General features: G+C 65.3%; 19 protein-coding genes and 1 pseudogene. 13 read left to right on the top strand and 7 right to left on the bottom strand.

All coding sequences use genetic code 11. The annotated features are described in order from the left end of the window. The first annotated feature begins 19 nt into the window (after nucleotides 1-19). Genes asd through EPD81_RS08270 form a run of 12 tightly spaced genes read left to right on the top strand, consistent with a single transcriptional unit; the run spans nucleotide 20 to nucleotide 13,372 of the window. Nucleotides 20-1,162, top strand: coding sequence for an aspartate-semialdehyde dehydrogenase (asd, locus tag EPD81_RS08215; protein WP_185955401.1), 1,143 nt, complete (start codon nucleotides 20-22; stop codon nucleotides 1,160-1,162). Between the two features lie 43 nt (nucleotides 1,163-1,205). Further along, a complete protein-coding gene (locus EPD81_RS08220) occupies nucleotides 1,206-3,761 on the top strand; it encodes a FimV/HubP family polar landmark protein (protein WP_142804956.1) in 2,556 nt (851 codons plus the stop codon). A 27-nt stretch (nucleotides 3,762-3,788) separates the two neighbouring features. Next, complete coding sequence (truA, locus tag EPD81_RS08225) at nucleotides 3,789-4,595, top strand: tRNA pseudouridine(38-40) synthase TruA (RefSeq protein ID WP_142804957.1); 807 nt, start codon at nucleotides 3,789-3,791, stop codon at nucleotides 4,593-4,595. Next, entirely contained in the window at nucleotides 4,585-5,223 is a 639-nt protein-coding gene (locus tag EPD81_RS08230) for a phosphoribosylanthranilate isomerase (protein WP_142804958.1), read from the top strand. Before truA ends, EPD81_RS08230 begins: the two co-directional genes overlap by 11 nt. After that, on the top strand, nucleotides 5,223-6,419 hold the full coding sequence (gene trpB, locus EPD81_RS08235) for a tryptophan synthase subunit beta (RefSeq protein WP_142804959.1): 1,197 nt from the start codon (nucleotides 5,223-5,225) through the stop codon (nucleotides 6,417-6,419). The genes EPD81_RS08230 and trpB overlap by 1 nt, the downstream gene beginning before the upstream one ends. 14 nt (nucleotides 6,420-6,433) lie before the next feature. Further along, entirely contained in the window at nucleotides 6,434-7,246 is an 813-nt protein-coding gene (gene trpA, locus EPD81_RS08240) for a tryptophan synthase subunit alpha (RefSeq protein WP_142804960.1), read from the top strand. Next, complete coding sequence (accD, locus tag EPD81_RS08245; protein WP_142804961.1) at nucleotides 7,243-8,112, top strand: acetyl-CoA carboxylase, carboxyltransferase subunit beta; 870 nt, start codon at nucleotides 7,243-7,245, stop codon at nucleotides 8,110-8,112. The genes trpA and accD overlap by 4 nt, the downstream gene beginning before the upstream one ends. After that, nucleotides 8,109-9,395: a bifunctional tetrahydrofolate synthase/dihydrofolate synthase gene (gene folC, locus EPD81_RS08250; RefSeq protein ID WP_142804962.1), complete on the top strand. Its 1,287-nt coding sequence runs from the start codon at nucleotides 8,109-8,111 to the stop codon at nucleotides 9,393-9,395. The genes accD and folC overlap by 4 nt, the downstream gene beginning before the upstream one ends. After that, nucleotides 9,392-10,141: an SPOR domain-containing protein gene (locus EPD81_RS08255; RefSeq protein WP_142804963.1), complete on the top strand. Its 750-nt coding sequence runs from the start codon at nucleotides 9,392-9,394 to the stop codon at nucleotides 10,139-10,141. Before folC ends, EPD81_RS08255 begins: the two co-directional genes overlap by 4 nt. After that, nucleotides 10,138-10,644 (top strand): CvpA family protein, encoded by a 507-nt coding sequence (locus tag EPD81_RS08260; RefSeq protein WP_142804964.1) that lies wholly within the window; start codon nucleotides 10,138-10,140, stop codon nucleotides 10,642-10,644. Before EPD81_RS08255 ends, EPD81_RS08260 begins: the two co-directional genes overlap by 4 nt. Next, nucleotides 10,645-12,180: an amidophosphoribosyltransferase gene (gene purF / locus EPD81_RS08265; protein WP_142804965.1), complete on the top strand. Its 1,536-nt coding sequence runs from the start codon at nucleotides 10,645-10,647 to the stop codon at nucleotides 12,178-12,180. A gap of 10 nt (nucleotides 12,181-12,190) precedes the next feature. Further along, complete coding sequence (locus EPD81_RS08270) at nucleotides 12,191-13,372, top strand: O-succinylhomoserine sulfhydrylase (protein ID WP_142804966.1); 1,182 nt, start codon at nucleotides 12,191-12,193, stop codon at nucleotides 13,370-13,372. 3 nt (nucleotides 13,373-13,375) lie between these two features. Here the strand turns inward: EPD81_RS08270 and EPD81_RS08275 are convergent, their stop codons facing one another. The 7 genes from EPD81_RS08275 to grpE all read right to left on the bottom strand — a co-directional run bounded on the left by EPD81_RS08275 (nucleotide 13,376) and on the right by grpE (nucleotide 19,287). Further along, nucleotides 13,376-13,642, bottom strand: a complete 267-nt coding sequence (locus EPD81_RS08275) for a DUF2442 domain-containing protein (protein ID WP_055422667.1) — start codon at nucleotides 13,640-13,642, stop codon at nucleotides 13,376-13,378. Nucleotides 13,643-13,651: 9 nt separating this feature from the next. Then, nucleotides 13,652-13,921, bottom strand: a complete 270-nt coding sequence (locus EPD81_RS08280; RefSeq protein WP_142804967.1) for a DUF4160 domain-containing protein — start codon at nucleotides 13,919-13,921, stop codon at nucleotides 13,652-13,654. A gap of 7 nt (nucleotides 13,922-13,928) precedes the next feature. Continuing rightward, nucleotides 13,929-14,708: a UDP-2,3-diacylglucosamine diphosphatase gene (locus EPD81_RS08285; protein ID WP_142804968.1), complete on the bottom strand. Its 780-nt coding sequence runs from the start codon at nucleotides 14,706-14,708 to the stop codon at nucleotides 13,929-13,931. Continuing rightward, nucleotides 14,705-15,304, bottom strand: coding sequence for a peptidylprolyl isomerase (locus EPD81_RS08290; protein WP_255446502.1), 600 nt, complete (start codon nucleotides 15,302-15,304; stop codon nucleotides 14,705-14,707). The genes EPD81_RS08285 and EPD81_RS08290 overlap by 4 nt, the downstream gene beginning before the upstream one ends. A gap of 171 nt (nucleotides 15,305-15,475) precedes the next feature. Then, nucleotides 15,476-16,603, bottom strand: a complete 1,128-nt coding sequence (dnaJ, locus tag EPD81_RS08295; RefSeq protein WP_142804969.1) for a molecular chaperone DnaJ — start codon at nucleotides 16,601-16,603, stop codon at nucleotides 15,476-15,478. A gap of 90 nt (nucleotides 16,604-16,693) precedes the next feature. Then, complete coding sequence (dnaK, locus tag EPD81_RS08300) at nucleotides 16,694-18,622, bottom strand: molecular chaperone DnaK (RefSeq protein ID WP_142804970.1); 1,929 nt, start codon at nucleotides 18,620-18,622, stop codon at nucleotides 16,694-16,696. 59 nt (nucleotides 18,623-18,681) lie between these two features. Further along, nucleotides 18,682-19,287, bottom strand: a complete 606-nt coding sequence (grpE, locus tag EPD81_RS08305; RefSeq protein ID WP_142804971.1) for a nucleotide exchange factor GrpE — start codon at nucleotides 19,285-19,287, stop codon at nucleotides 18,682-18,684. Nucleotides 19,288-19,523: 236 nt separating this feature from the next. Here grpE and EPD81_RS08310 point away from each other — a divergent pair. Further along, nucleotides 19,524-20,189: pseudogene (locus tag EPD81_RS08310) on the top strand (ISAs1 family transposase); the annotation flags it as partial. Nucleotides 20,190-20,313: the final 124 nt, after the last annotated feature.

A 20,313-nucleotide genomic window follows, 5' to 3' on the forward strand; every position in this document is an offset into this window, starting at 1 on the left:
ACGAGACGAGGAATAGAGAATGGCAATGCAACAACGAGTCGGATTGGTCGGTTGGCGTGGGATGGTCGGTTCCGTCCTGATGCAGCGCATGGAAGAAGAGAAGGATTTCGCCCTCTTCGAGCCGGTCTATTTTTCCACTTCGGCCGCGGGCAAACCCGCCCCGAGCTTCGGCGGCGTGACTCCGGCCGAGCCGCTCCAGGATGCCTACGACCTGGAAACGCTCGCCCGGATGGACATCATCCTCACCTGCCAGGGTGGCGACTACACCAAGGCCGTCTATCCCAAGCTGCGCGCAGCCGGCTGGAAAGGGCATTGGATCGATGCGGCGAGCGCCCTGCGCATGGAACCGCACACGGTGATCGTCCTCGATCCGGTCAATCGCCCGGTGATCGATGCGGCGCTCGCCAAGGACGGGCGCGATTGGATCGGCGGCAATTGCACCGTCTCGCTCATGCTGATGGCCCTTGGGGGGCTGTTCCGCGAGGAGCTCATCGAGTGGGTCTCCTCGATGACCTACCAGGCGGCCTCCGGTGCCGGAGCGCAGAACATGCGCGAACTGCTCGAGCAGATGGGGCGGCTCCATCAGGCGGTGGCTGCCGAGCTTGCCGATCCGGCCTCTGCCATTTTGGAGATCGACCGTAAGGTGACGGCGGCGATGCGCTCGCCCGATTTTCCCACCAAGAATTTTCGCGGTGTGCCGCTCGCCGGCAGTCTCATTCCCTGGATCGACGTGCCGGTCGAGCATGGACAGTCGAAAGAGGAATGGAAAGGTGGGGCCGAGTGCAACAAGATCCTCGGCAAACCGCCTTTCCGCACGCCGGGCTCGATTCCCATCGACGGCTTGTGCGTGCGCATCGGCGCCATGCGCTGTCATTCGCAGGGGCTGACGGTCAAGCTCAAACGCGACGTACCGCTCGACGAGATCGAGGCGATCATCGCCGGGGCCAACGAGTGGGTGAAAGTGGTACCGAACGAGCGCGAGGCGAGCGAGCGCGAGCTCACGCCGGCGGCCGTGTCGGGGACGTTGACGGTACCCATCGGGCGTTTGCACAAGCTCGCCATGGGGCCGGAGTATCTGGGGGCGTTTACGGTAGGCGACCAACTCCTGTGGGGGGCGGCCGAGCCGTTGCGCCGAATGCTGCGGATCCTGTTGCAGGGCTAGGGATTCACGGTCGAGATTCGATGCTGATGAGGGAGCGCAAAAAATGAAACGAGCAAAGCAGGTGCCCTTGGCCCTGTTGTTGGGCGCTTTGTGGGGAAATGCCTGGAGTGCGGGATTCGGCGAGCTCGTCGTGCGTTCTCGCTTGGGTGAGCCGCTGCGGGCGGAAATCACCGTTCGGGCCACCCCTGAAGAGTTGCGCTCTCTGTCGGCGCGCATCGCGGATCCCGATTATTTTCGCCAGGTCGGTGTGCCCTATAGCAACCTCGTGCAGCAAATCGACGCAAAATTGGTCCGGGATGGATCGCGCGCAAAAATCGTCCTCTCCAGTCGTGTGCCCGTTCGGGAGCCCTTCGTCAACGTGCTGCTCGACATGAGTTGGAGCAGTGGACGCCTCGTTCGCGAATTCCCCATCTTGCTCGACCCACCCGAGGTTGCCGCACCGGCTCGCCCCGTTTCGGCCGCTGGTAGAGATATCGCCCTCGAACCCGGTCGGGGTGCCCCCGTCACGCAGAGGCAACCCGATCGATGGACCGTTCGCCCCGGAGAGACGCTCTACGGGATCGCCCGTCAGGTGGCGCCTGCCGGAACTTCACCGGAACAAACGCTGGTGGCGTTATGGCGGGCCAATCCAGATGCCTTCATCGGAGGCGACGTCAATCGGCTCAAGGCCGGGGTTACGTTGAGGACCCCGTCGGCCGAAGAAATACGGCAGATCTCCTTGGCTGAGGCCCGTGCGCTGTTGCGTTCCCAAGCCCGGCGGGCGGCGCCGGTTGCAGCCCAAGAAAGCACCCAGCAGGCACCAGGTGGGCTCGAGGAGCGGGTGGACAGAGGGGTGGTCGTGGCGCGCGAAGACCTCGGGCAGGGTTCAGCGGCTGAGCCCGAGGATCGTCTGAAAGTAGGCGCGAGCCCTGAGCCGATGGCCGATGGGGAGACGTCTGCACCGCCTTCGCCCGAGGTGTCGGCTTTGCAGGAGACGTTAGCGGCCTCGGAGGCGGCGCTCGGTGAGGCGAACGAGCGCATCGTCAGGCTCGAAGCCGAAATTGCGCGGCTGCAAAAGCTTATCGAAACGCAGAATGCCTCCTTGGCTCGGATGCAGGCGCAAGTCGAACGAATGACAGAAGCCGAACAAGGCTCGATGTTGTCGAGTATCTTGCCCTGGTTTGGCGGGGCGCTCGCTGCCTTGGCTGCGGCCCTGGGATGGTCGGCTTATCGCCGCAGACGCGAAGCGCAAGCGCTTCCTGCGCCTGCACCCGAGCCGCTGCACGCCCCGACCCTGTCGGCAGCCGCAGCCGCTTCGACCCTGGAGCATTCCGGCCCGGCCACCGAGTCTGGCCGTGCCGTCACCTCAGGCCAGAACATCGACACCTCCAGCATTCTCGGGACCGATTTCACCCAGGTGGCTTTCAACGCCCTGCATGCCGACGAAGGGGTCGACCCCGTTGCGGAGGCAGAGGTCTATCTTGCTTATGGACGCGATCCTCAGGCCGAGGAGATCTTGCTCGATGCCCTCAAGCAAACGCCCCGGCGCCCGGCGATTTACCTGAAGCTGCTCGAGGTCTACGCGAAGCGGGGCGATCGAGCCAAATTCGACCAGTATCTGCGCACTCTGTCCGAATTGAGCGGAGAGCAGGGGGCGGATTGGGACATGGCATTGAGTATCGGCAAACGGGCTTGGCCAGACGACGAACGTTTTGCCTCGGTGCTCGCCCATGAGGGACCGAAAACGGAAATTCCGCCTCGCGGATCTTTCCCCGAGGCAGGGGGGGTGGGCGGAGTCGCCGCTGCGTCCGGGCCGGCTCGTCCCGACGTCCGCTCCGAGCCCTCGGCCGCCGTCCCTGCCGAGACGGGCGAATCCTTCGAGACGACACGCCCGGATTCGGCGCAGGAATTCGTCGAACTCGATTTCGACTTGGACAAGTTGAGCCAACGGATGGCGGAAGAGCCCGTGTCGCCCGCCTATGCTGCGCCCGAAAAGACCCCGCCAGCTGGAGGGGGGGGCGATCTCCTCGAGTTCGATCTCGAACTCCCCGTCGCGGAACCGGAGCAGACGAAGTCGACGGAAAACGTGTCCCTCGACGAATCGCAGACAACGAAAAGTGATCGTACGGCGGCTGCCGAGAAAGAAGAAGCGAGCGATTTTCCGGAGCTGATCCTCGAAGAAGATGAAGTGCAAGTGCAAAAAGCCGGCGCGAAACCCGATGCGACGGATTCGCCAAGCACGGGGGTCGGCGATCTGAAAGAAATGCTGGACGAAATCGACTTCGATCTGGCCGAAGTCTCCCCCGAATCGGAAGAACCCACTCGCTCTCTGGCCGAGGACGGAGCGGAGTCCCTGTCTGCTCCGGCTACGGCGGAAGCACAGAAAATCGCCGAGTCCGGTCCTCCCACCGATGTCATGGACATCGACCTCGAACGGTTTGCAGCAGAAGGTAGTGGTGAAGATCATGCCACCCGGCTTCAGCTCGCACAGGCGTATCTCGAGATGGGTGACCTCGAAGGAGCGCGCGAGCTGCTCGAAGAAGTGCTACGCGACGGTAGCGAGGCGCAACGTGCGACGGCGCAGCAGCTCATGGACAGGATCCAGGCAGGCAAGGCATGACCGCCCATTGCCGGCAGAGGTGAGGTAATGCGCTGGGCATTGCTCGTCGAATACGCCGGGCAAGGCTTTCACGGCTGGCAGACGCAGGCGGGTGGGCGCACGGTGCAGGGAGTGCTGGAAGCGGCGGTCTCTGCACTTGCCGCTCACCCCGTCCGTCTGCATTGCGCAGGCCGCACCGATGCGGGGGTTCATGCGCTTGCCCAGGTGGTGCATTTCGATACTTCGGCCGAACGTCCCGCCTCTGCCTGGGTGCGGGGGGTGAATGCCCGTTTGCCCGAAGACGTCGCCGTACGGGCGGCTTGGTCCGTATCCGAGGCGTTTCACGCGCGCTATCGCGCCACTTCCCGCCACTACCGCTACGTACTCTACAACGCGCCGGTGCGCCCGGCAGCGCTCGCCGGCCTGGTCGGCTGGGAGATGCGGCCGCTCGCGCTCGAACCGATGCGCGCGGCTGCGGCGCTCTTTCTCGGTACGCATGACTTCTCGGCCTTTCGTGCCGCCCAATGCCAGGCGCGCTCGCCCGTGAAGACGCTCCATCGTCTCGAGATCACGCGCCGCGGTCCCTTCCTGCATTTCGATGCGCACGCCGATGCCTTCCTGCATCACATGGTGCGCAATCTCGTCGGCGCCCTCGTCTACGTGGGCAAAGGGCGTTTCCCGCCTGAATGGGTCGGCGAAGTGCTCGAACGGCGCGAGCGTGCGCTTGCCGCCCCCACGTTCGCTGCCGCCGGGCTCTATTTCTGCGGCGTCGAGTATCCTCCGGGTTTGGGGCTGCCCGAGCGTATCGTGCGCCGACCCGAATTCGGTCTATACGAGGAAACGGATGTCCCATAATCCTACCTGGCGCGTACGGGTGAAGATCTGCGGCCTGACGCGGCCCGAAGACGTGCGCGAGGCGTGCCGTTTGGGCGCCGATGCGCTCGGTTTCGTCTTCTATCCGCCCAGCCCCCGGGCGGTGACGCCCACGCAGGCCGAAGCCCTGCTCGCCGAAGTGCCTCCTTTCGTCACCACGGTGGGGCTCTTCGTCAATCCGGCACCGGACGAGGTGGAAGCGGTGCTCGAGCGTGTGCCGCTCGATCTGCTGCAGTTCCACGGCGACGAGCCGCCCGAGTTGTGCCGGCGTTTCGCTCGGCCTTATCTCAAGGCGCTGCGGGTGCGCCCGGGGCTCGATCTGCTAGAATTGGCGCGATGCTATCCCGACGCGAAGGGGCTGCTGCTCGATGCCGACTCCGCCGTTTGGGGCGGCAGCGGCCGTGCCTTCGACTGGAACCTGATCCCGCCCGGGCTGCCGCGCCCGGTGGTGCTCGCCGGGGGCCTTACGCCCGAGACGGTGGCCGAGGCGATCGCCCGGGTGCGGCCGTGGGCCGTCGACGTCTCGAGCGGGGTCGAGGCAGCCAAAGGGATCAAATGCCCGCAGAGGATGGCGGCGTTCTTCGCCGCCATGACCCAAGGAATGCGCTGATGGATTATCACTACCCGGATGCCCGGGGCCATTTCGGTCCCTACGGAGGCGTCTACGTGGCCGAGACGCTCGTGCCGGCGCTCGAGGCGCTCGCCCAGGCCTATGAGGAGGCCAAGCGCGACGCGTCTTTTCGTGCCGAGTTCGAGGATGAGCTCAAACACTACGTCGGCCGGCCCAGCCCCATCTACCACGCCAAACGCTGGTCGGAGACGTTGGGCGGGGCTCAGATCTACCTCAAGCGCGAGGACCTGAACCACACCGGCGCGCACAAGATCAACAACTGCATCGGCCAGGCGCTGCTCGCCCGGCGCATGGGCAAACCGCGCGTGATCGCCGAGACCGGCGCGGGGCAGCACGGCGTGGCCACCGCTACGGTGGCGGCGCGCTACGGCATGCGCTGCATCGTCTATATGGGCGAGGAGGACGTGCACCGGCAGGCGGCCAACGTCTATCGCATGAAGCTGCTGGGGGCCGAAGTGGTGCCGGTCTCCTCCGGTTCGCGCACGCTCAAGGATGCCCTCAACGAGGCCATGCGCGACTGGGTCACCAACGTCCATGACACCTTCTACATCCTCGGCACCGTGGCCGGGCCGCATCCCTATCCGGAGATGGTGCGCGACTTTCAGTCCGTCATCGGCAAGGAATGCCTGTGGCAGATGCCCGAGCTCATCGGCCGTCAGCCCGACTACGTGATCGCTTGTGTCGGCGGGGGTTCCAACGCCATCGGGATCTTCTACCCCTATCTGGAGCACGAATCGGTGCGTCTGATCGGGGTGGAGGCGGCCGGTGAGGGGGTCGAAACGGGGCGGCACGCGGCCACGCTCGTGGCCGGTCGTCCCGGCGTGCTGCACGGCAATCGCACCTACCTGCTGCAGGACGAGCACGGCCAGATCCGCGAGACGCATTCCATCTCCGCCGGTCTGGACTATCCCGGCGTGGGGCCGGAGCATGCGCTCCTCAAGGATCTGGGGCGCGCCGAGTACGTGGCCGTGACCGACGACGAGGCGCTGGCGGCCTTCCACGCGCTGTGCCGTTACGAAGGCATCATCCCCGCGCTCGAATCCTCGCACGCGCTCGCCTACGCGGCCAAGCTCGCGCCGAGCCTGCCGCGCGAGACGGTGCTGCTCGTCAACCTCTCGGGGCGTGGCGACAAGGACATGCACACCGTGGCCGAACGCTCGGGCATTCGCTGGTGAACGAGGAGCGTCCCATGAACCGTATCGATCGTACCTTCGCCCGCCTGCGCGAGCAGGGGCGCAAGGCGCTCATCCCTTTCGTGACGGCGGGTTTTCCCTCGGTCGAAACAACGCGGGCGCTCTTGCCGGCGTTGGTGCGCGCCGGCGCCGACCTGATCGAACTGGGGATCCCTTTCTCCGACCCCATGGCCGATGGGCCGACCATCCAGCGTGCGAGCGAACGGGCTTTGGCACAGGGTATGACGCTTGCTCGGGTGCTCGACTTGGTGCGCGACTTTCGCCGCACAGATGCCGATACGCCCGTGGTGCTGATGGGCTACGCCAATCCGATCGAGGCGATGGGTGAGGCGCGTTTCGTGGAGGCGGCGCGCGAAGCCGGCGTCGACGGCGTGCTCACCGTCGATTATCCGCCGCAGGAGGCCGAACCGTTCGCCGCGCGGTTGCGCGAAGCAGGACTGCATCCGATCTTTCTGCTCGCGCCCACTTCCAGACCAGAGCGGGCCGACGAGGTGGCGCGGCTCGGCGGCGGGTACGTCTATTACGTCTCGCTCACCGGTGTGACGGGAGCGGGCTCACTCGACGTCGCCTCGGTGCTCGCGCGCATTCCCGGTTTGCGCGAACGCACGGGCCTGCCCATCGCCGTGGGGTTTGGCATCCGGGATGCCCAAACGGCCGCCGAGATCGGCGCCGTGGCCGACGCGGTGGTCATCGGCAGCCGGCTGCTCGAAACCCTGGAAGGCGCATCGGATGCCGACGAGGCGTGCCGCCGGGTGGAATCATTTCTGCGTCCGATCCGCCGGACGCTCGATGAAGGGGTGACTCGATGAGCTGGCTCGACAAGATCCTGCCGCCGCGTATCCGGCGTGAAGTGAGCGGCGCGCGCCACAACGTCCCCGAGGGGTTGTGGACCAAGTGCGAAGCCTGCGACGAGGTGCTCTATGCCGCCGACCTCGATCGCGAGTTGCGCGTCTGTCCCAAATGCGGCCATCACCATCGCATCCGCGCCCGTGCCCGGCTCGAGGCGCTGCTCGACCCCGAAGGGCGAGTGGAGATCGGCGCTGAAGTACGGCCGGTGGATGCGTTGAAATTCAAGGACAGCAAACGCTACACCGACCGACTCAAGGAGGCGACCAAGGCCACGGGCGAGAGCGAGGCGCTCATCGTGCTCGCCGGGCGTCTCGAGACCCTGCCGGTGGTGGCGGCCTGCTTCGAGTTCGAATTCATGGGCGGCTCCATGGGTTCGGTCGTGGGTGAGCGCTTCGTGCGTGGGGTACGCCACGCCATCGAACATCGCTGCGGTTTCGTGTGCATCGCGGCGAGCGGCGGCGCGCGCATGCAGGAAGGGGTGCTGTCGCTCATGCAGATGGCCAAGACCAATGCCGCGCTCACGCAGCTCGCCCAGGCGCGGCTGCCCTTCGTCTCGGTGCTCACCGACCCGACGATGGGGGGCGTGTCGGCCAGTTTCGCTTTCATGGGGGACGTGGTCGTGGCCGAACCCGGAGCGCTCATCGGTTTTGCCGGGCCGCGCGTCATCGAGCAGACGGTGCGCCAAACGTTGCCGGAAGGGTTTCAGCGCGCCGAGTTTCTGCTGGAGAAAGGCGCATTGGATGCCATCGTCGACCGGCGTCGGCTGCGGCCGTGGCTCGCGCGCACCTTCTCCCTGCTGGGGCTGCGCCCGCACGAGGTGGCATGACGCAGACCTCCGCCCTGGATCGCTGGCTGGCGCAGCTCGAAGCGCGCGCGGCGAGCCACGTGATCGCCCTGGGGCTCGAGCGGGTGCGGGCGGTGCGCGAGCGTCTGCCTTTTACCCACGATGCGTTCGTCATCACGGTGACCGGTACCAACGGCAAAGGCTCGACCTGTGCGCTGCTCGAAGCCATGCTGCGCGCCGGCGGCTATCGGGTGGGCTGCTACACCTCACCCCACCTCTTGCGCTACAACGAGCGCGTACGCCTCGACGGCCAGCCGATCGGCGACGAAGCCCTGCTTGCCGCCTTCGAAGCGGTAGAGGCGGCGCGCGGCGACGTGCCGCTCACCTATTTCGAGCATGGCACGCTGGCGGCCTGGGTGGCCTTCTGCCGCGAACCGCTCGATGCCATCATCTTGGAAGTCGGCATGGGCGGGCGGCTGGACGCGACCAACGTGTTCGATGCGGATGCTGCGATCCTCACCGGCGTGGCGCTCGACCATCAAGCCTGGCTCGGGCCGGACCGGGAGGCGATCGGGCGCGAAAAAGCCGGTATCTTCCGCCCCGGCCGGCCGGCCATCGTCGCCGATCCGGTGCCGCCGCGCTCGGTGCTGGAGACGGCCGCCGCGCTCGGTGCCGAGCTCTACCGCCTCGGCGTGGACTTCGGCTACGATGGCGACCGCCAGCAGTGGCGCTGGTGGTCGCGCACGGCGGGTAACCGCGGCGGTCTGCCCTATCCGGCGCTACGCGGAGTCAATCAGCTGATGAACGCCTCCGCGGCGCTGATGGCGCTCACCTGCCTGCGCGATCGTCTGCCGCTGGCGATGCAGGCGGTGCGCGAGGGTTTGATGACGGTGGAACTCCCGGGGCGTTTTCAGGTGTTGCCGGGCCGTCCGAGCGTGATCCTCGACGTCGCGCACAATCCCCAGGCCGCGGCGGTGCTCGCCGAGAATCTCGCCGCGATGCCGGGGTACCGCTGCACCTTGGCCGTGGTCGGCATGCTCGCCGACAAGGACGTAGAAGGGGTGGCACGGGTGCTCGCTCCCCGGGTCGATGCGTGGTTTGCCGCCGGCCTGCCAGGACCTCGCGCGCTCACGGCCGAAGCGCTCGCCGCGAGGTTGGAGTCCGCGGGGGTGGCGCCCCGGGAAACGTGCGCCTCGGTGGCCGAGGCGCTTGCTGCGGCTAAGGCACAGGCCAAGGACGATGATAGAATCGTCGTGTTCGGCTCTTTCCTCACGGTGGCCGATGCGCTGCGTGCGCTGCACGTCCAGGACACGGAAGCACGGTGACGACCCAGGAAGAAACTCTCGAGCGGTTGCGCAGGATACGGCGGCGTTTCGTCGGAGCCCTCGTCCTGCTGTTGGCCGCGCTCATCACGCTGCCTCTGGTGATGGAGCAGGAGCCTCGAGGACCGAGGGATCCGGTCGAGGTACGGATTCCTTCCCGCGAGCAAGCGCCCGATTCTTTGCCGCCGCCCGAGGCTAGTCCCGATGCGATATCGGAACGTGTTTCCGAACCCTCTCGGCTGCCGGAAGTCGAGCGCGCCGAGGTGTCCATCCCGCTGCCAACGCCTCCGATCGGGCAAGAACCTCCTTCCGCCCGAGATCCTCTGTCGCAGCAGACGACATCCGCTCCTGCGCTCCCGCAAACGGAGGGGGGGGCACTTCGATCCACTGCGCCGCCCGAGCCGCCCAAGCCGGTGACCGAATCCAGTCCGGTGCCAACCGTCAAATCCGATACCTTGCAGGAAAAGGCGCGTGCACTCGCCGCCTTGGAGGGCGTATTGAAACCAGGACAAAAGCTGCCTGGGTATTGGGTGGTGCAGGCGGGTGCTTTTCGCGATGGAAACAAGGCGAAGCAGGTGGCCGGGCAGCTGCGCGCTGCCGGGCTCGAAGCCTTCGTCGAAAACGGCGCCGATGGCTGGTATCGTGTGCGCATCGGTCCTTTCGTGCACGAATCCAAAGCCCATTCTGCCAAGGCGATCGCCGAGCAGCAACACTTGAGCCCTCGCGTGGTGTACGTCGCCTCGCCATGAACGGTTTCGATTACGCGGTAGTCGCAGTGATCGGTATTTCACTGCTCGTGGGCGCTTGGCGTGGCGGCGTCTCCGAGCTGCTGTCGGTGATGGCATGGGTCGTGGCGATCGTCTTGGGGTGGGTGTTCTGTTGGCCGATCGGTCAGGTGTTCTATGCGCGCTGGTTCAGTGATCCTTTGTTGCAGCGCGTCTTGGGCTTTGCCACGATCTTTCTCGCCGTGTTCATGCTGGCGGCACTGATGCGCTACGCCCTGCGCGAACTGTTGCGTGCCGTCGGCCTAGGGGGGATAGACCGCGTGTTCGGTGCGGTTTTCGGGGTGGTGCGAGGTGTGGCGGTGGTGTTGTTGTGTACGGCGGCGCTGCTGGCGGTCGGCGTCCAGGAAGCCCCGTGGTGGCGACAATCGAGCACCGCGCCGTGGATCGTTGCAGCCTTGCAACGCCTGGAGCCGTGGTTGCCGCGAGGCTTGATCGAGAAATTGCCTTTGCCTAGGGAGATCATTTGAATGTGCGGAATCCTCGGGGTGGTTGCCCATCAGCCGGTCAACCAGCTCCTGTATGATGGATTGATGGTGCTGCAGCACCGAGGGCAGGATGCGGCGGGCATCGCCACCGGCAGTGACGACCGCTTCTACATGCACAAGGGGCCGGGACTGGTGCGCGACGTCTTTCGCACGCGCAACATGCGCAGTCTCGTGGGCAACTGGGGTATCGGCCACGTGCGCTACCCCACGGCGGGCGATGCCTGCAATCCGGCCGAAGCGCAGCCCTTCTACGTCAATTCGCCTTTTGGTCTGCTGCTCGCGCACAACGGCAACCTCACCAACGGCGAGGCGCTCAAGCGAGAGATCTTCGAGACCGACTTGCGTCACATCAACACCAATTCCGACTCCGAGATTCTGCTCAACGTCTTCGCCCACGAGCTCGCGGCCGCCTCCAAGGGGGCGCGCCCCGACGACGAGGCGGTATTCGCGGCGGTGCGGGGGGTGCATCGGCGCTGCCGCGGCGCCTATGCGGTGGTGGTGATGATCGCGGGCTATGGTCTGCTCGCCTTTCGTGACCCCTACGGCATCCGTCCGCTCGTCTTCGGCCGCAACGACACGCCTTCAGGGACGGAGTGGCTCGTGGCTTCCGAGTCGGTCGCGCTCGATACGCTGGGGTTTCGGCTGGTGCGCGACGTCGCGCCGGGCGAGGCGATCCTCTTCGGCATCGACGGCACGATGCGCGCGCGCCAGTGCGCCGATGACCCGTTGCTCGCGCCCTGTCTCTTCGAATTCGTCTATCTGGCCCGCCCCGATTCGGTGATCGACGGGGTGTCGGTCTATGAGGCGCGCGTGAAGATGGGCGAATACCTCGCCGAGCGTTTCCGCACCCGCTTTCCGCACACGCGCATCGACGTGGTGATCCCCATTCCCGATTCCAGCCGTCCGGCGGCGTTGGAGATGGCTACTCGCCTGGGGCTGCCCTACCGCGAGGGGTTCGTCAAGAACCGCTACATCGGCCGCACCTTCATCATGCCGGGGCAGACGGTGCGCAAGAATTCCGTGCGCAAGAAGCTCAACGCCGTGCATCAGGAATTCCGCGGTAAGCGCGTGTTGCTCGTCGACGACTCCATCGTGCGGGGTACCACCAGTCGCGAGATCATCCAGATGGCGCGCGACGCCGGTGCCGTGGAAGTCTTTCTCGCTTCGGCGGCTCCGCCCGTGCGCTACGCCAACGTCTACGGGATCGACATGCCGAGCCGCCGCGAGCTCATCGCCGCCTACTGCGACGAGGAAGAAGTCCGCCGCCAGATCGGCGCCGACGGGCTGCTCTATCAGGAACTCGAAGACCTCAAACGCGCCATCCAAAGCGTCAATCCGGCGATCCGGCGTTTCGAGTCTTCCTGCTTCGACGGCCGCTACATCACGGGCGACGTCACGCCCGAATACCTCGAACGGATCGAACGGCGCGGCGACGCACCGGCTGCTCTGTCCGAGCGCGAAGACAGCGAGGGAGCGGCCCAGCTCGATCTCAACCTGCCCCTCGACCAGGACGCATGAAAGGACGGTCATGAACGACGACAAGGGCCTGGGCACGCGCGCGGTGCGCGATGGCGTGCTGCGTAGCCAATTCGGCGAGCATGCCGAAGGGCTCTATCTCACTTCGAGTTTCGTTTTCGCCGACGCAGCGCAAGCGGCGGCGCGCTTCCTCGAGCAGGAAGAGGGCTATACCTATAGCCGCTTTACCAACCCGACGGTGAGCATGTTCCAGGAGCGGCTCGCAAGCCTCGAAGGGGCCGAATCCTGCATCGCCGCCGCCTCGGGCATGGCGGCGATCCTGTGCGCGGCCATGACTTTCGTCTCCCAGGGCGAGGAGATCGTGGCCGGCCAGGGGCTCTTCGGCGCCACGCACCAGCTCTTCTCGGCGATCCTGCCGCGCTTTGGCATCACCACGCGCTTCGTCGATCTGGGCGATGCCGCGGCACTGGAGGCGGCGCTCACCCCGCGCACCCGGCTCGTCTTCTGCGAGACGCCCAGCAACCCGCTCATGGAGCTCGTCGATTTGGCCTCGCTTGCCGAACGGGCACACCGGGTCGGTGCCTTGCTCGCGGTCGATAACACCTTTTGCACGCCCATCGGACAGCAGCCGCTCGCCCTGGGGGCGGATCTGGTCATCCATTCGGCCACCAAATACCTCGATGGTCAGGGCCGGGTGCTCGGTGGGGCAGTGCTCGGCAGCCGCTCGCTCGTCGATTCGGTCTACCGCTTCCTGCGCACGGCAGGGCCCAGCCTTTCGCCCTTCAACGCCTGGGTGCTGGTGAAGAGCCTGGAAACGCTGCCGCTGCGGGTGCGGGCGCAGAGTGAGGCGGCGCTCGCGCTCGCGCGCTGGCTCGAGGGGCATCCGAACGTGGTGCAGGTGCGCTATCCCTGGCTCGAATCCCACCCGCAGTACGCGCTCGCGCGGCGCCAGCAGAAACTGGGGGGCGGTGTGGTGAGTTTTCGCGTGCGAGGCGGACGCAGCGAGGCCTGGCGCGTGATCGATTCCACCCGGATATTCTCCATCACCGGCAACCTCGGCGACGTCAAATCCACCATCACGCACCCGGCGAGCACCACGCACGGGCGGCTGGCCCCGGAAGTGCGGCAGGCGATGGGCGTGGGCGAAGACCTGCTGCGCGTCTCGGTCGGCCTGGAAGAGGTCGAAGACCTGAAAGCCGACCTCGCGCGCGGGTTGGACGCGATCGGGGGGTAGGATTCAGCCGGTGGCGAGATTCAGAGGTTCCCCGGATGCGAGCGGCACCGATTTGTCGTAGAGCGTCTCCGGGGCGATGTCCAGTCCTCCAGGCCAGCAGACGGTGCCGAGCCCCACGTGGGCCAGCCGAAATTCGTCCCACCGTTTCAGGCGGGTAAAAATGCCACGTTCGAGATAGGGGCGGGCATCGAAGAGGCGATGACTTCCGTCGTCGAACCAGAGCTCGAGCGTGAAGTTCTCGTGCGGGATGACGCGGACGACCGATTCCATGGCAAAACCTCAACGCAAGGGGTCGATGGGAAAAAGCGCTTGGCCGTTGATGGCGAGTTCCCAATCGGCCAAGAGATCCTCTCGATGGATTTCGATCCATGCTTGGACGAGCCGGGCTTTCGTTGCCGGGAAATCTCCGCTCAACAATGAGCCGTCGAGGATGGAGAAAGCGGCTTCCATCCCCTGGTATCTTGCGTGAATGTGGGGAAGTTTGTGCCGCTCGTCGTCGAAAAAGTACATGTTGATGAGGATGCCGTAAAAGAGGCTGATCGTCGGCATGGCATCCTCAACGGTGCTCGACCCTGGCCGGTGTCACGCCGTGCCAAGTGGCGCCTTCGGGGCCGATCTCCAGCCAGCGGGCGGTGTCGTGCCATTCGGGCAGCACCCAGCGCTCGCGCTGCTCGTCGGCGATCGAGTAACGATGCACGGCGCAGCGGTGGGTGTGACCATGGAGCAACACCGCTGAAGGGTAGGTTTCGAGCCAACGGCGCACCTCGTCCTCATTGACGTCGATCGGCGCTTCCAGCGCGCCCTGGTAGGCGCGGCTCTGTTCGCGTGAGCGCTGGGCGAAGGCGATGCGCGCCGGCAGCGGCTGGGCGAGGAAGGCGGCTTGGGCGGCCGGTTGCCGCGCCTGGGCACGCCAGGCTTGATAGGCGTGATCGTCGGTACATAGGAGGTCGCCGTGGGTGAGCACGAAGGCTCGCCCGGCGATCTCCACGGCCACCGGATCGGGCAGCATCGCCCAGCCGGCGCGCGCGGCAAAGGTCTCGCCCACGAGGAAATCGCGGTTGCCGGTAAGGAAGTGGAACGAGACGCCGCGTGCGCGGGCCGCGGCGCAGGCGGCGACGAGGGATTCCATCACCGGGTGCGTCCAGTCGTCGCCGATCCAGAATTCGAAGATGTCGCCCAGGAGGAAGACGGGCTCTTCTGCCGGGCGCTGGGCGAGCCATTCGCAGAAGGCGTGCAGGCGCGGTGTGTCACGATCGATGTCGAGGTGCAGGTCGGAGACGAACGCGGCGCGCGGCAGGCGCAGGCGCGGCGCCTCGAATGCCGGCAGCGCCGTCATCGCAGCACCTCGGCGTGCTCGATCACCACCGGTTCGAGCGGTACGTCTCGCCAAGGACCGACGGTGCCGGTCTTCACCGACTTGATGGCGTCGACCACGTCCATGCCCTGCACGACCTTGCCGAAGACGCAGTAGCCCCAACCCTGGGTGGTGGGGGCACGGTAGTCGAGGAAGTCATTGTCGGCGACGTTGATGAAGAATTGCGCCGTGGCCGAATTCGGGTCCTGAGTGCGGGCCATGGCGACGGTGCCGCGCCGGTTCTTGAGGCCGTTGTCGGCTTCATTGGGAATCGGCGCGCGTGTCGGTTTCTGCTTCATGTCGGCGGTGAGCCCGCCGCCCTGGATCATGAATCCGTCGATGACGCGATGAAAAATGGTGCCGTCGTAGTGGCCGCTCTCGACGTAGGCGAGAAAATTCTCCACCGTCTTGGGGGCTTTGACGGGATCGAGTTCGAGCACGATGTCACCGCGGTTGGTGGTGAGTTTGACTTGCACGGCTTGGGCTCCTTGAGCGAAGGAAAGGGTGGGGAAGGTGCAGGCGAGAAGCGCCGTGAGCAGGGCACGGCGCACCCGGTTCATGGAGGAGGTCTGCGGCATGGACGGATTCCTGGGATAGGGTAAGACGATGCGTACGGCCTGGCGCGCGGGTGCATGACGGCGTTTTCCGTTTTCCGAATGCACGTGCCGTCGATGTGGTGGATCGCACTTTTTACACCGCGCACGCCGCGTTCCGTGGCCGGTTGCAGGATTTTTTCGTGTGCTCCGCGTTCATTGTGCTTCACCGGTGAAGAATTCGCGCATGCGGTCGAACCAGGATTTGCTGCGCGGGTTGTGCCGTTCGGCGTTTTCATGGGCGATCTCTTCGAATTCGCGCAAGAGCTCTTTCTGCCGCTCGGTGAGATTGACCGGCGTTTCTACCACCACGTGGCAGAGCAGGTCGCCCACGCCCTGGTTGCGCACGTTGCGGATGCCCTTGCCGCGCAGGCGGAAGACCTTGCCCGTCTGCGTGCCCGGGGGAATGCGCAACTTGGCGATGCCATCGAGCGTGGGAACGTCGATCTCGCCGCCCAGCGCGGCCGTGGTGATGGAGATGGGCATCTCGCAGTGCAGATCGTCGCCCTCGCGCTGGAAAATGGGGTGGGGCTTGATGCGGATCTCGACGTAGAGATCGCCCGGCGGACCGCCGTTGATGCCCGCCTCGCCGTAGCCGCTCTGGCGCAGGCGCATGCCGGTGTCGATGCCGGCCGGGATCTTCACTTCCAGCGTGCGCGTGCGCCGCACCCGCCCCGCGCCGCCGCAGTCCGGGCAGGGGTCGGCGACGATACTGCCGCTGCCATGGCATTCGGGGCAGGTCTGCTGGATGGAGAAGAATCCCTGCTGCATGCGCACTTGGCCGATGCCGCCGCAGGTGGGGCACACCCGCGGCTGCGTACCGGGGCGCGCGCCGGTGCCGTGGCAGGTGTCGCAGGTCTCGGCCGTGGGAATGCGGATGGTCTTGGTGGTGCCGTGCGCGGCCTCTTCGAGCGAGATCTCGAGCTGGTAGCGCAGATCGGCGCCGCGATAGACCTGGGAGCGGCCGCGCCGGCTACCGCCGAAGAGATCGCCGAAGATGTCGGAGAAGGCTTCGGCGAAGTCGTCGAACCCGGCTGCCCCGGCGCCGGCCGCGGCTCCATCTACGCCGGCATGCCCGTAGCGATCGTAGGCGGCGCGCTTTTGCTCGTCGCTCAGCACGTCGTAGGCGCGCTGGATTTCCTTGAATTTCTCTTCGGCCGCCTTGTCGCCCGGATTGCGGTCCGGATGGTATTTCATCGCCAGACGCCGGTAGGCTTTTTTGATCTCGGCCGCCGTCGCTTCGCGGCTCACTTCGAGGATCGCGTAATAATCTTTTTGTGTCATCGTCTCGCCAGTGTGGGGTCATGACGCAGCCGAGCCCGGGCCGGGAGTGTCCGGCGCGGGCTCGGCTTTCAGGGTGCGGGGCAGGGCCGATCAGTGTTTCTTGTCGTCCTTGACCTCGGTGAACTCGGCGTCGACCACGTCGCTGTCGCCGGCGCGTTGTCCCGCGGACGTTCCCGCACCACCGGGCGCAGCACCTGCTTCACCAGCACCATAGAGATGCTGGGACATCTCGGCGCTCGCCTGCCCGAGCTTGCGCATCGCGGCCTCGATTTTACCCTTGTCGTCGGATTTCATCGCTTCTTCGGCTTCCTTGATGGCCGCTTCGATTTTTTCCTTGTCGTCGGCCTTCACCTTGTCGCCGAGCTCTTCGAGGCTCTTGCGCACCGAGTGGATGAGTGCATCGCACTGGTTGCGCGCCTCGATCAGCTCGCGCATGCGGCGGTCTTCCTCTGCGTGCGCTTCGGCGTCGCGGATCATCTGCTGGATCTGCTCTTCGGTGAGACCGGAGTTCGCCTTGATGGTGATCTTGTTCTCCTTGCCGGTGGCTTTGTCGCGGGCCGACACGTGCAGGATGCCGTTGGCGTCGATGTCGAAGGTGACCTCGATCTGCGGCACGCCGCGCGGCGCGGGCGGAATCCCCTCGAGGTTGAATTCCCCGAGCAGTTTGTTGTCGCGCGCCAGTTCCCGCTCGCCCTGGAAGACGCGGATGGTGACGGCCGTTTGATTGTCCTCGGCGGTGGAGAAGACCTGCGTCGCCTTGGTCGGGATGGTGGTGTTCTTCGGGATGAGCTTGGTCATCACGCCACCGAGCGTCTCGATGCCCAGCGACAGGGGCGTGACGTCCAGGAGCAGCACGTCCTTGACTTCGCCTTGCAACACGCCGGCCTGGATGGCGGCACCGATGGCGACGGCTTCGTCGGGGTTGACGTCGCGCCGCGGCTCCTTGCCGAAGAATTCCTTGACCTTTTGCTGCACCTTGGGCATGCGGGTCTGACCGCCGACGAGGATGACGTCGTCGATGTCCGAGACTTTGAGCCCGGCGTCCTTGAGGGCGATGCGGCAGGGTTCGAGCGTCTTCTCGATGAGGTCGTCGACGAGCGCTTCGAACTTCGCCCGGGTGATCTTCATGGCGAGGTGTTTGGGGCCGCTCGCATCCGCGGTGATGTAGGGGAGGTTCACCTCGGTCTGCTGGCTCGAGGAGAGCTCGATCTTGGCTTTTTCGGCTGCTTCCTTGAGCCGCTGCATCGCCAGTGGGTCTTTCTTGAGATCGACGCCCTGTTCCTTCTTGAACTCGTCGACGATGTAGTCCATCAGGCGGTTGTCGAAGTCTTCGCCGCCGAGGAAGGTGTCGCCGTTGGTGGAGAGCACTTCGAATTGGTGCTCGCCGTCGACTTCGGCGATCTCGATGATGGAGATGTCGAAGGTGCCGCCGCCGAGGTCATAGACGGCGATCTTGGAGTCGCCCGGTTTCTTGTCCATGCCGTAGGCGAGCGCCGCGGCGGTGGGTTCGTTGATGATGCGCTTGACGTCGAGCCCGGCGATGCGACCGGCATCCTTGGTGGCCTGGCGCTGGGCGTCGTTGAAGTAGGCCGGCACCGTGATGACCGCTTCGGTGACTTCCTCGCCGAGGTAGTCTTCGGCGGTCTTCTTCATCTTGCGCAGGATCTCGGCCGAGACCTGCTGCGGCGAGATTTTCTTGCCGCGCACTTCGACCCAGGCGTCGCCATTGTCGGCGCGTACGATCTTGTAGGGCATCAGTTTGATGTCCTTCTGCACTTCCGGGTCGTCGAACTTGCGGCCGATGAGGCGCTTGACGGCGTAGATGGTGTTGGCGGCGTTGGTGATGGCCTGGCGTTTGGCCGGGGCACCCACCAGGATTTCGCCGTCTTCGAGATAGGCGACCACCGAGGGCGTGGTGCGTGCGCCCTCGGAGTTCTCGATCACCTTCGGCTTGCCGTTTTCCATCACGGCCACGCAGCTATTGGTGGTGCCGAGGTCGATACCGATGATTTTTCCCATGATGCGTTCCTCTCGTTTGAATGCGGTTGGTGTTCAGATGGCGGCGAGGCGGCGGTTTTTCAAGAGGAGGCGTTGCCGTCGCCGCCTTCGGCGCTTGCCGCTTCGGACTTGGGCTTGGCGACCATGACGAGCGCCGGCCGCAGGACCCGGTCGTGCAGCAGGTAGCCTTTCTGCAGCACCTGCACGACGGTGTTGGGTTCGGCGTCGCTCTCGAGCATGCCCACCGCCTGATGCAGGTGGGGGTCGAATTTTTCGCCCTGCGGATCGATCTGGCGCACGTTGGCGCTCTCGAAGGCATTCTCGAGCTGGCGCAGGGTGAGCTCCACGCCCTGGCGCAGGGTTTCCAGCGTCTGGTTGGGCGTGCCGAGCGCGGCCTCGAGGCTGTCCTTGACCGGCAGCATGGAGGCGGCAAAGCGCTCGCTGGCGAACTTGCTCGCCTTGGCGATTTCTTCCTGGGCGCGGCGGCGGATGTTCTCCGCTTCGGCCTTGGCCCGCAGCCAGGCGTCGTGGTGTTCGGCGGCCTTCTGCTCGGCGATGCGCAGCATCTCTTCGAGGCTGGGCATCACTTCGGCATCCGCTTGGGGGTCGGGCGTGGTGGGATTCTCCCGAGGAGTTTGTTCCCCGCCCTGCGGGGTGTCGTGCTTGGGTTTGGTTCCTTCGGTCATAACCTCATGCTCCGCCGATTCGTGATCGTGGAGTCATTATGGGGGTGGGTGGAGGGTAATTCAAGGGGCAGAGGTCGAAATCGTTCGATACGGATCCGTCCGAGCATGTCGCAGGGCAATCGCATCAAACCAAGGGTCCTGTCTAAAAAATAGTTTTTAACCTCCACGGGGTTGCCCAGAGGGTCTGTTCACAGTGCCCTGATTCGTGTAGTTTTCTGTCTTTTTGGGGGCGGCGCATGAAGACAGAGAAAACAAACGCAGACGGCGAGCCATCCCGCTCGTTGCTGCTCGAAGTATTTTCGGAGATCCCGGATCCGCGCGTTGTGGGACGTGCGAAGCACGATCTGGTCGAGATGCTGGTGATTTCGGTATGCGCTCTGCTGTGCGGGGTCGATGACTTCGTCGGCATCGAGGCGTGGGCCAAGGAGCGCATCGACTGGCTGCGCCGCTTTCTGGTGCTGGAGAACGGGATCCCGTCGCACGACACGTTGGGGCGCCTTTTTGGCCTACTCGATCGCAGGGCACTGGAGAAGAGTTTTCGCCGCTGGGTCGGTGGGGTGCTGCCGGCGCTGGCCGAAGGCGAGGTCGTCGCGATCGATGGCAAGAGCAGCCGGCGTAGCCGTAGCGCCGGGCGCTCGGCCCTACACTTGGTGAGCGCCTTTGCCGCCCAGGCAGGCTTGGTCCTGGGGCAGGAAGCCTGTGCCGAGAAATCCAACGAATTGACGGCCATTCCGGTTCTGCTGGAGACTCTGATGCTCAAGGGAGCAATCGTCACCATCGATGCCATGGGCACGCACGCTAATATCGCCCGAGCGATGCGGGACAAGGACGCCAACTATGTGCTCGCGGTCAAAAACAACCAGCCCCGTCTTGCCGAGTCAATCCAAACCTTCTTCGACATCGGCCAGGGTTGTGTACCATCCTTTCTGTAAATTCCGTTTAGCGCTTCTGGCAGAAAGTGCGCGGCGGTAGGTCTGACGCCATGACTTCGAGAAAGGAGTACGCCCATCATGGCGATGCGTGTCG

Source organism: Tepidiphilus sp. J10, assembly GCF_006980785.1.
GTDB classification, from domain to species: Bacteria; Pseudomonadota; Gammaproteobacteria; order Burkholderiales; family Rhodocyclaceae; genus Tepidiphilus; species Tepidiphilus olei.

Excerpts from the sequence above, each read along its gene's own strand:
- asd (WP_185955401.1), top strand. The coding sequence starts at position 20 with ATGGCAATGCAACAACGAGTCGGATTGGTCGGTTGGCGTGGGATGGTC.
- trpA (WP_142804960.1), top strand. The coding sequence starts at position 6,434 with ATGAACCGTATCGATCGTACCTTCGCCCGCCTGCGCGAGCAGGGGCGC.
- folC (WP_142804962.1), top strand. The coding sequence starts at position 8,109 with ATGACGCAGACCTCCGCCCTGGATCGCTGGCTGGCGCAGCTCGAAGCG.
- grpE (WP_142804971.1), bottom strand. The coding sequence starts at position 19,287 with ATGACCGAAGGAACCAAACCCAAGCACGACACCCCGCAGGGCGGGGAA.
- accD (WP_142804961.1), top strand. The coding sequence starts at position 7,243 with ATGAGCTGGCTCGACAAGATCCTGCCGCCGCGTATCCGGCGTGAAGTG.
- purF (WP_142804965.1), top strand. The coding sequence starts at position 10,645 with ATGTGCGGAATCCTCGGGGTGGTTGCCCATCAGCCGGTCAACCAGCTC.
- EPD81_RS08270 (WP_142804966.1), top strand. The coding sequence starts at position 12,191 with ATGAACGACGACAAGGGCCTGGGCACGCGCGCGGTGCGCGATGGCGTG.
- dnaK (WP_142804970.1), bottom strand. The coding sequence starts at position 18,622 with ATGGGAAAAATCATCGGTATCGACCTCGGCACCACCAATAGCTGCGTG.
- EPD81_RS08230 (WP_142804958.1), top strand. The coding sequence starts at position 4,585 with ATGTCCCATAATCCTACCTGGCGCGTACGGGTGAAGATCTGCGGCCTG.
- dnaJ (WP_142804969.1), bottom strand. The coding sequence starts at position 16,603 with ATGACACAAAAAGATTATTACGCGATCCTCGAAGTGAGCCGCGAAGCG.
- truA (WP_142804957.1), top strand. The coding sequence starts at position 3,789 with ATGCGCTGGGCATTGCTCGTCGAATACGCCGGGCAAGGCTTTCACGGC.
- EPD81_RS08260 (WP_142804964.1), top strand. The coding sequence starts at position 10,138 with ATGAACGGTTTCGATTACGCGGTAGTCGCAGTGATCGGTATTTCACTG.
- EPD81_RS08290 (WP_255446502.1), bottom strand. The coding sequence starts at position 15,304 with ATGCCGCAGACCTCCTCCATGAACCGGGTGCGCCGTGCCCTGCTCACG.
- EPD81_RS08220 (WP_142804956.1), top strand. The coding sequence starts at position 1,206 with ATGAAACGAGCAAAGCAGGTGCCCTTGGCCCTGTTGTTGGGCGCTTTG.
- EPD81_RS08280 (WP_142804967.1), bottom strand. The coding sequence starts at position 13,921 with ATGCCGACGATCAGCCTCTTTTACGGCATCCTCATCAACATGTACTTT.
- EPD81_RS08275 (WP_055422667.1), bottom strand. The coding sequence starts at position 13,642 with ATGGAATCGGTCGTCCGCGTCATCCCGCACGAGAACTTCACGCTCGAG.
- EPD81_RS08285 (WP_142804968.1), bottom strand. The coding sequence starts at position 14,708 with ATGACGGCGCTGCCGGCATTCGAGGCGCCGCGCCTGCGCCTGCCGCGC.
- trpB (WP_142804959.1), top strand. The coding sequence starts at position 5,223 with ATGGATTATCACTACCCGGATGCCCGGGGCCATTTCGGTCCCTACGGA.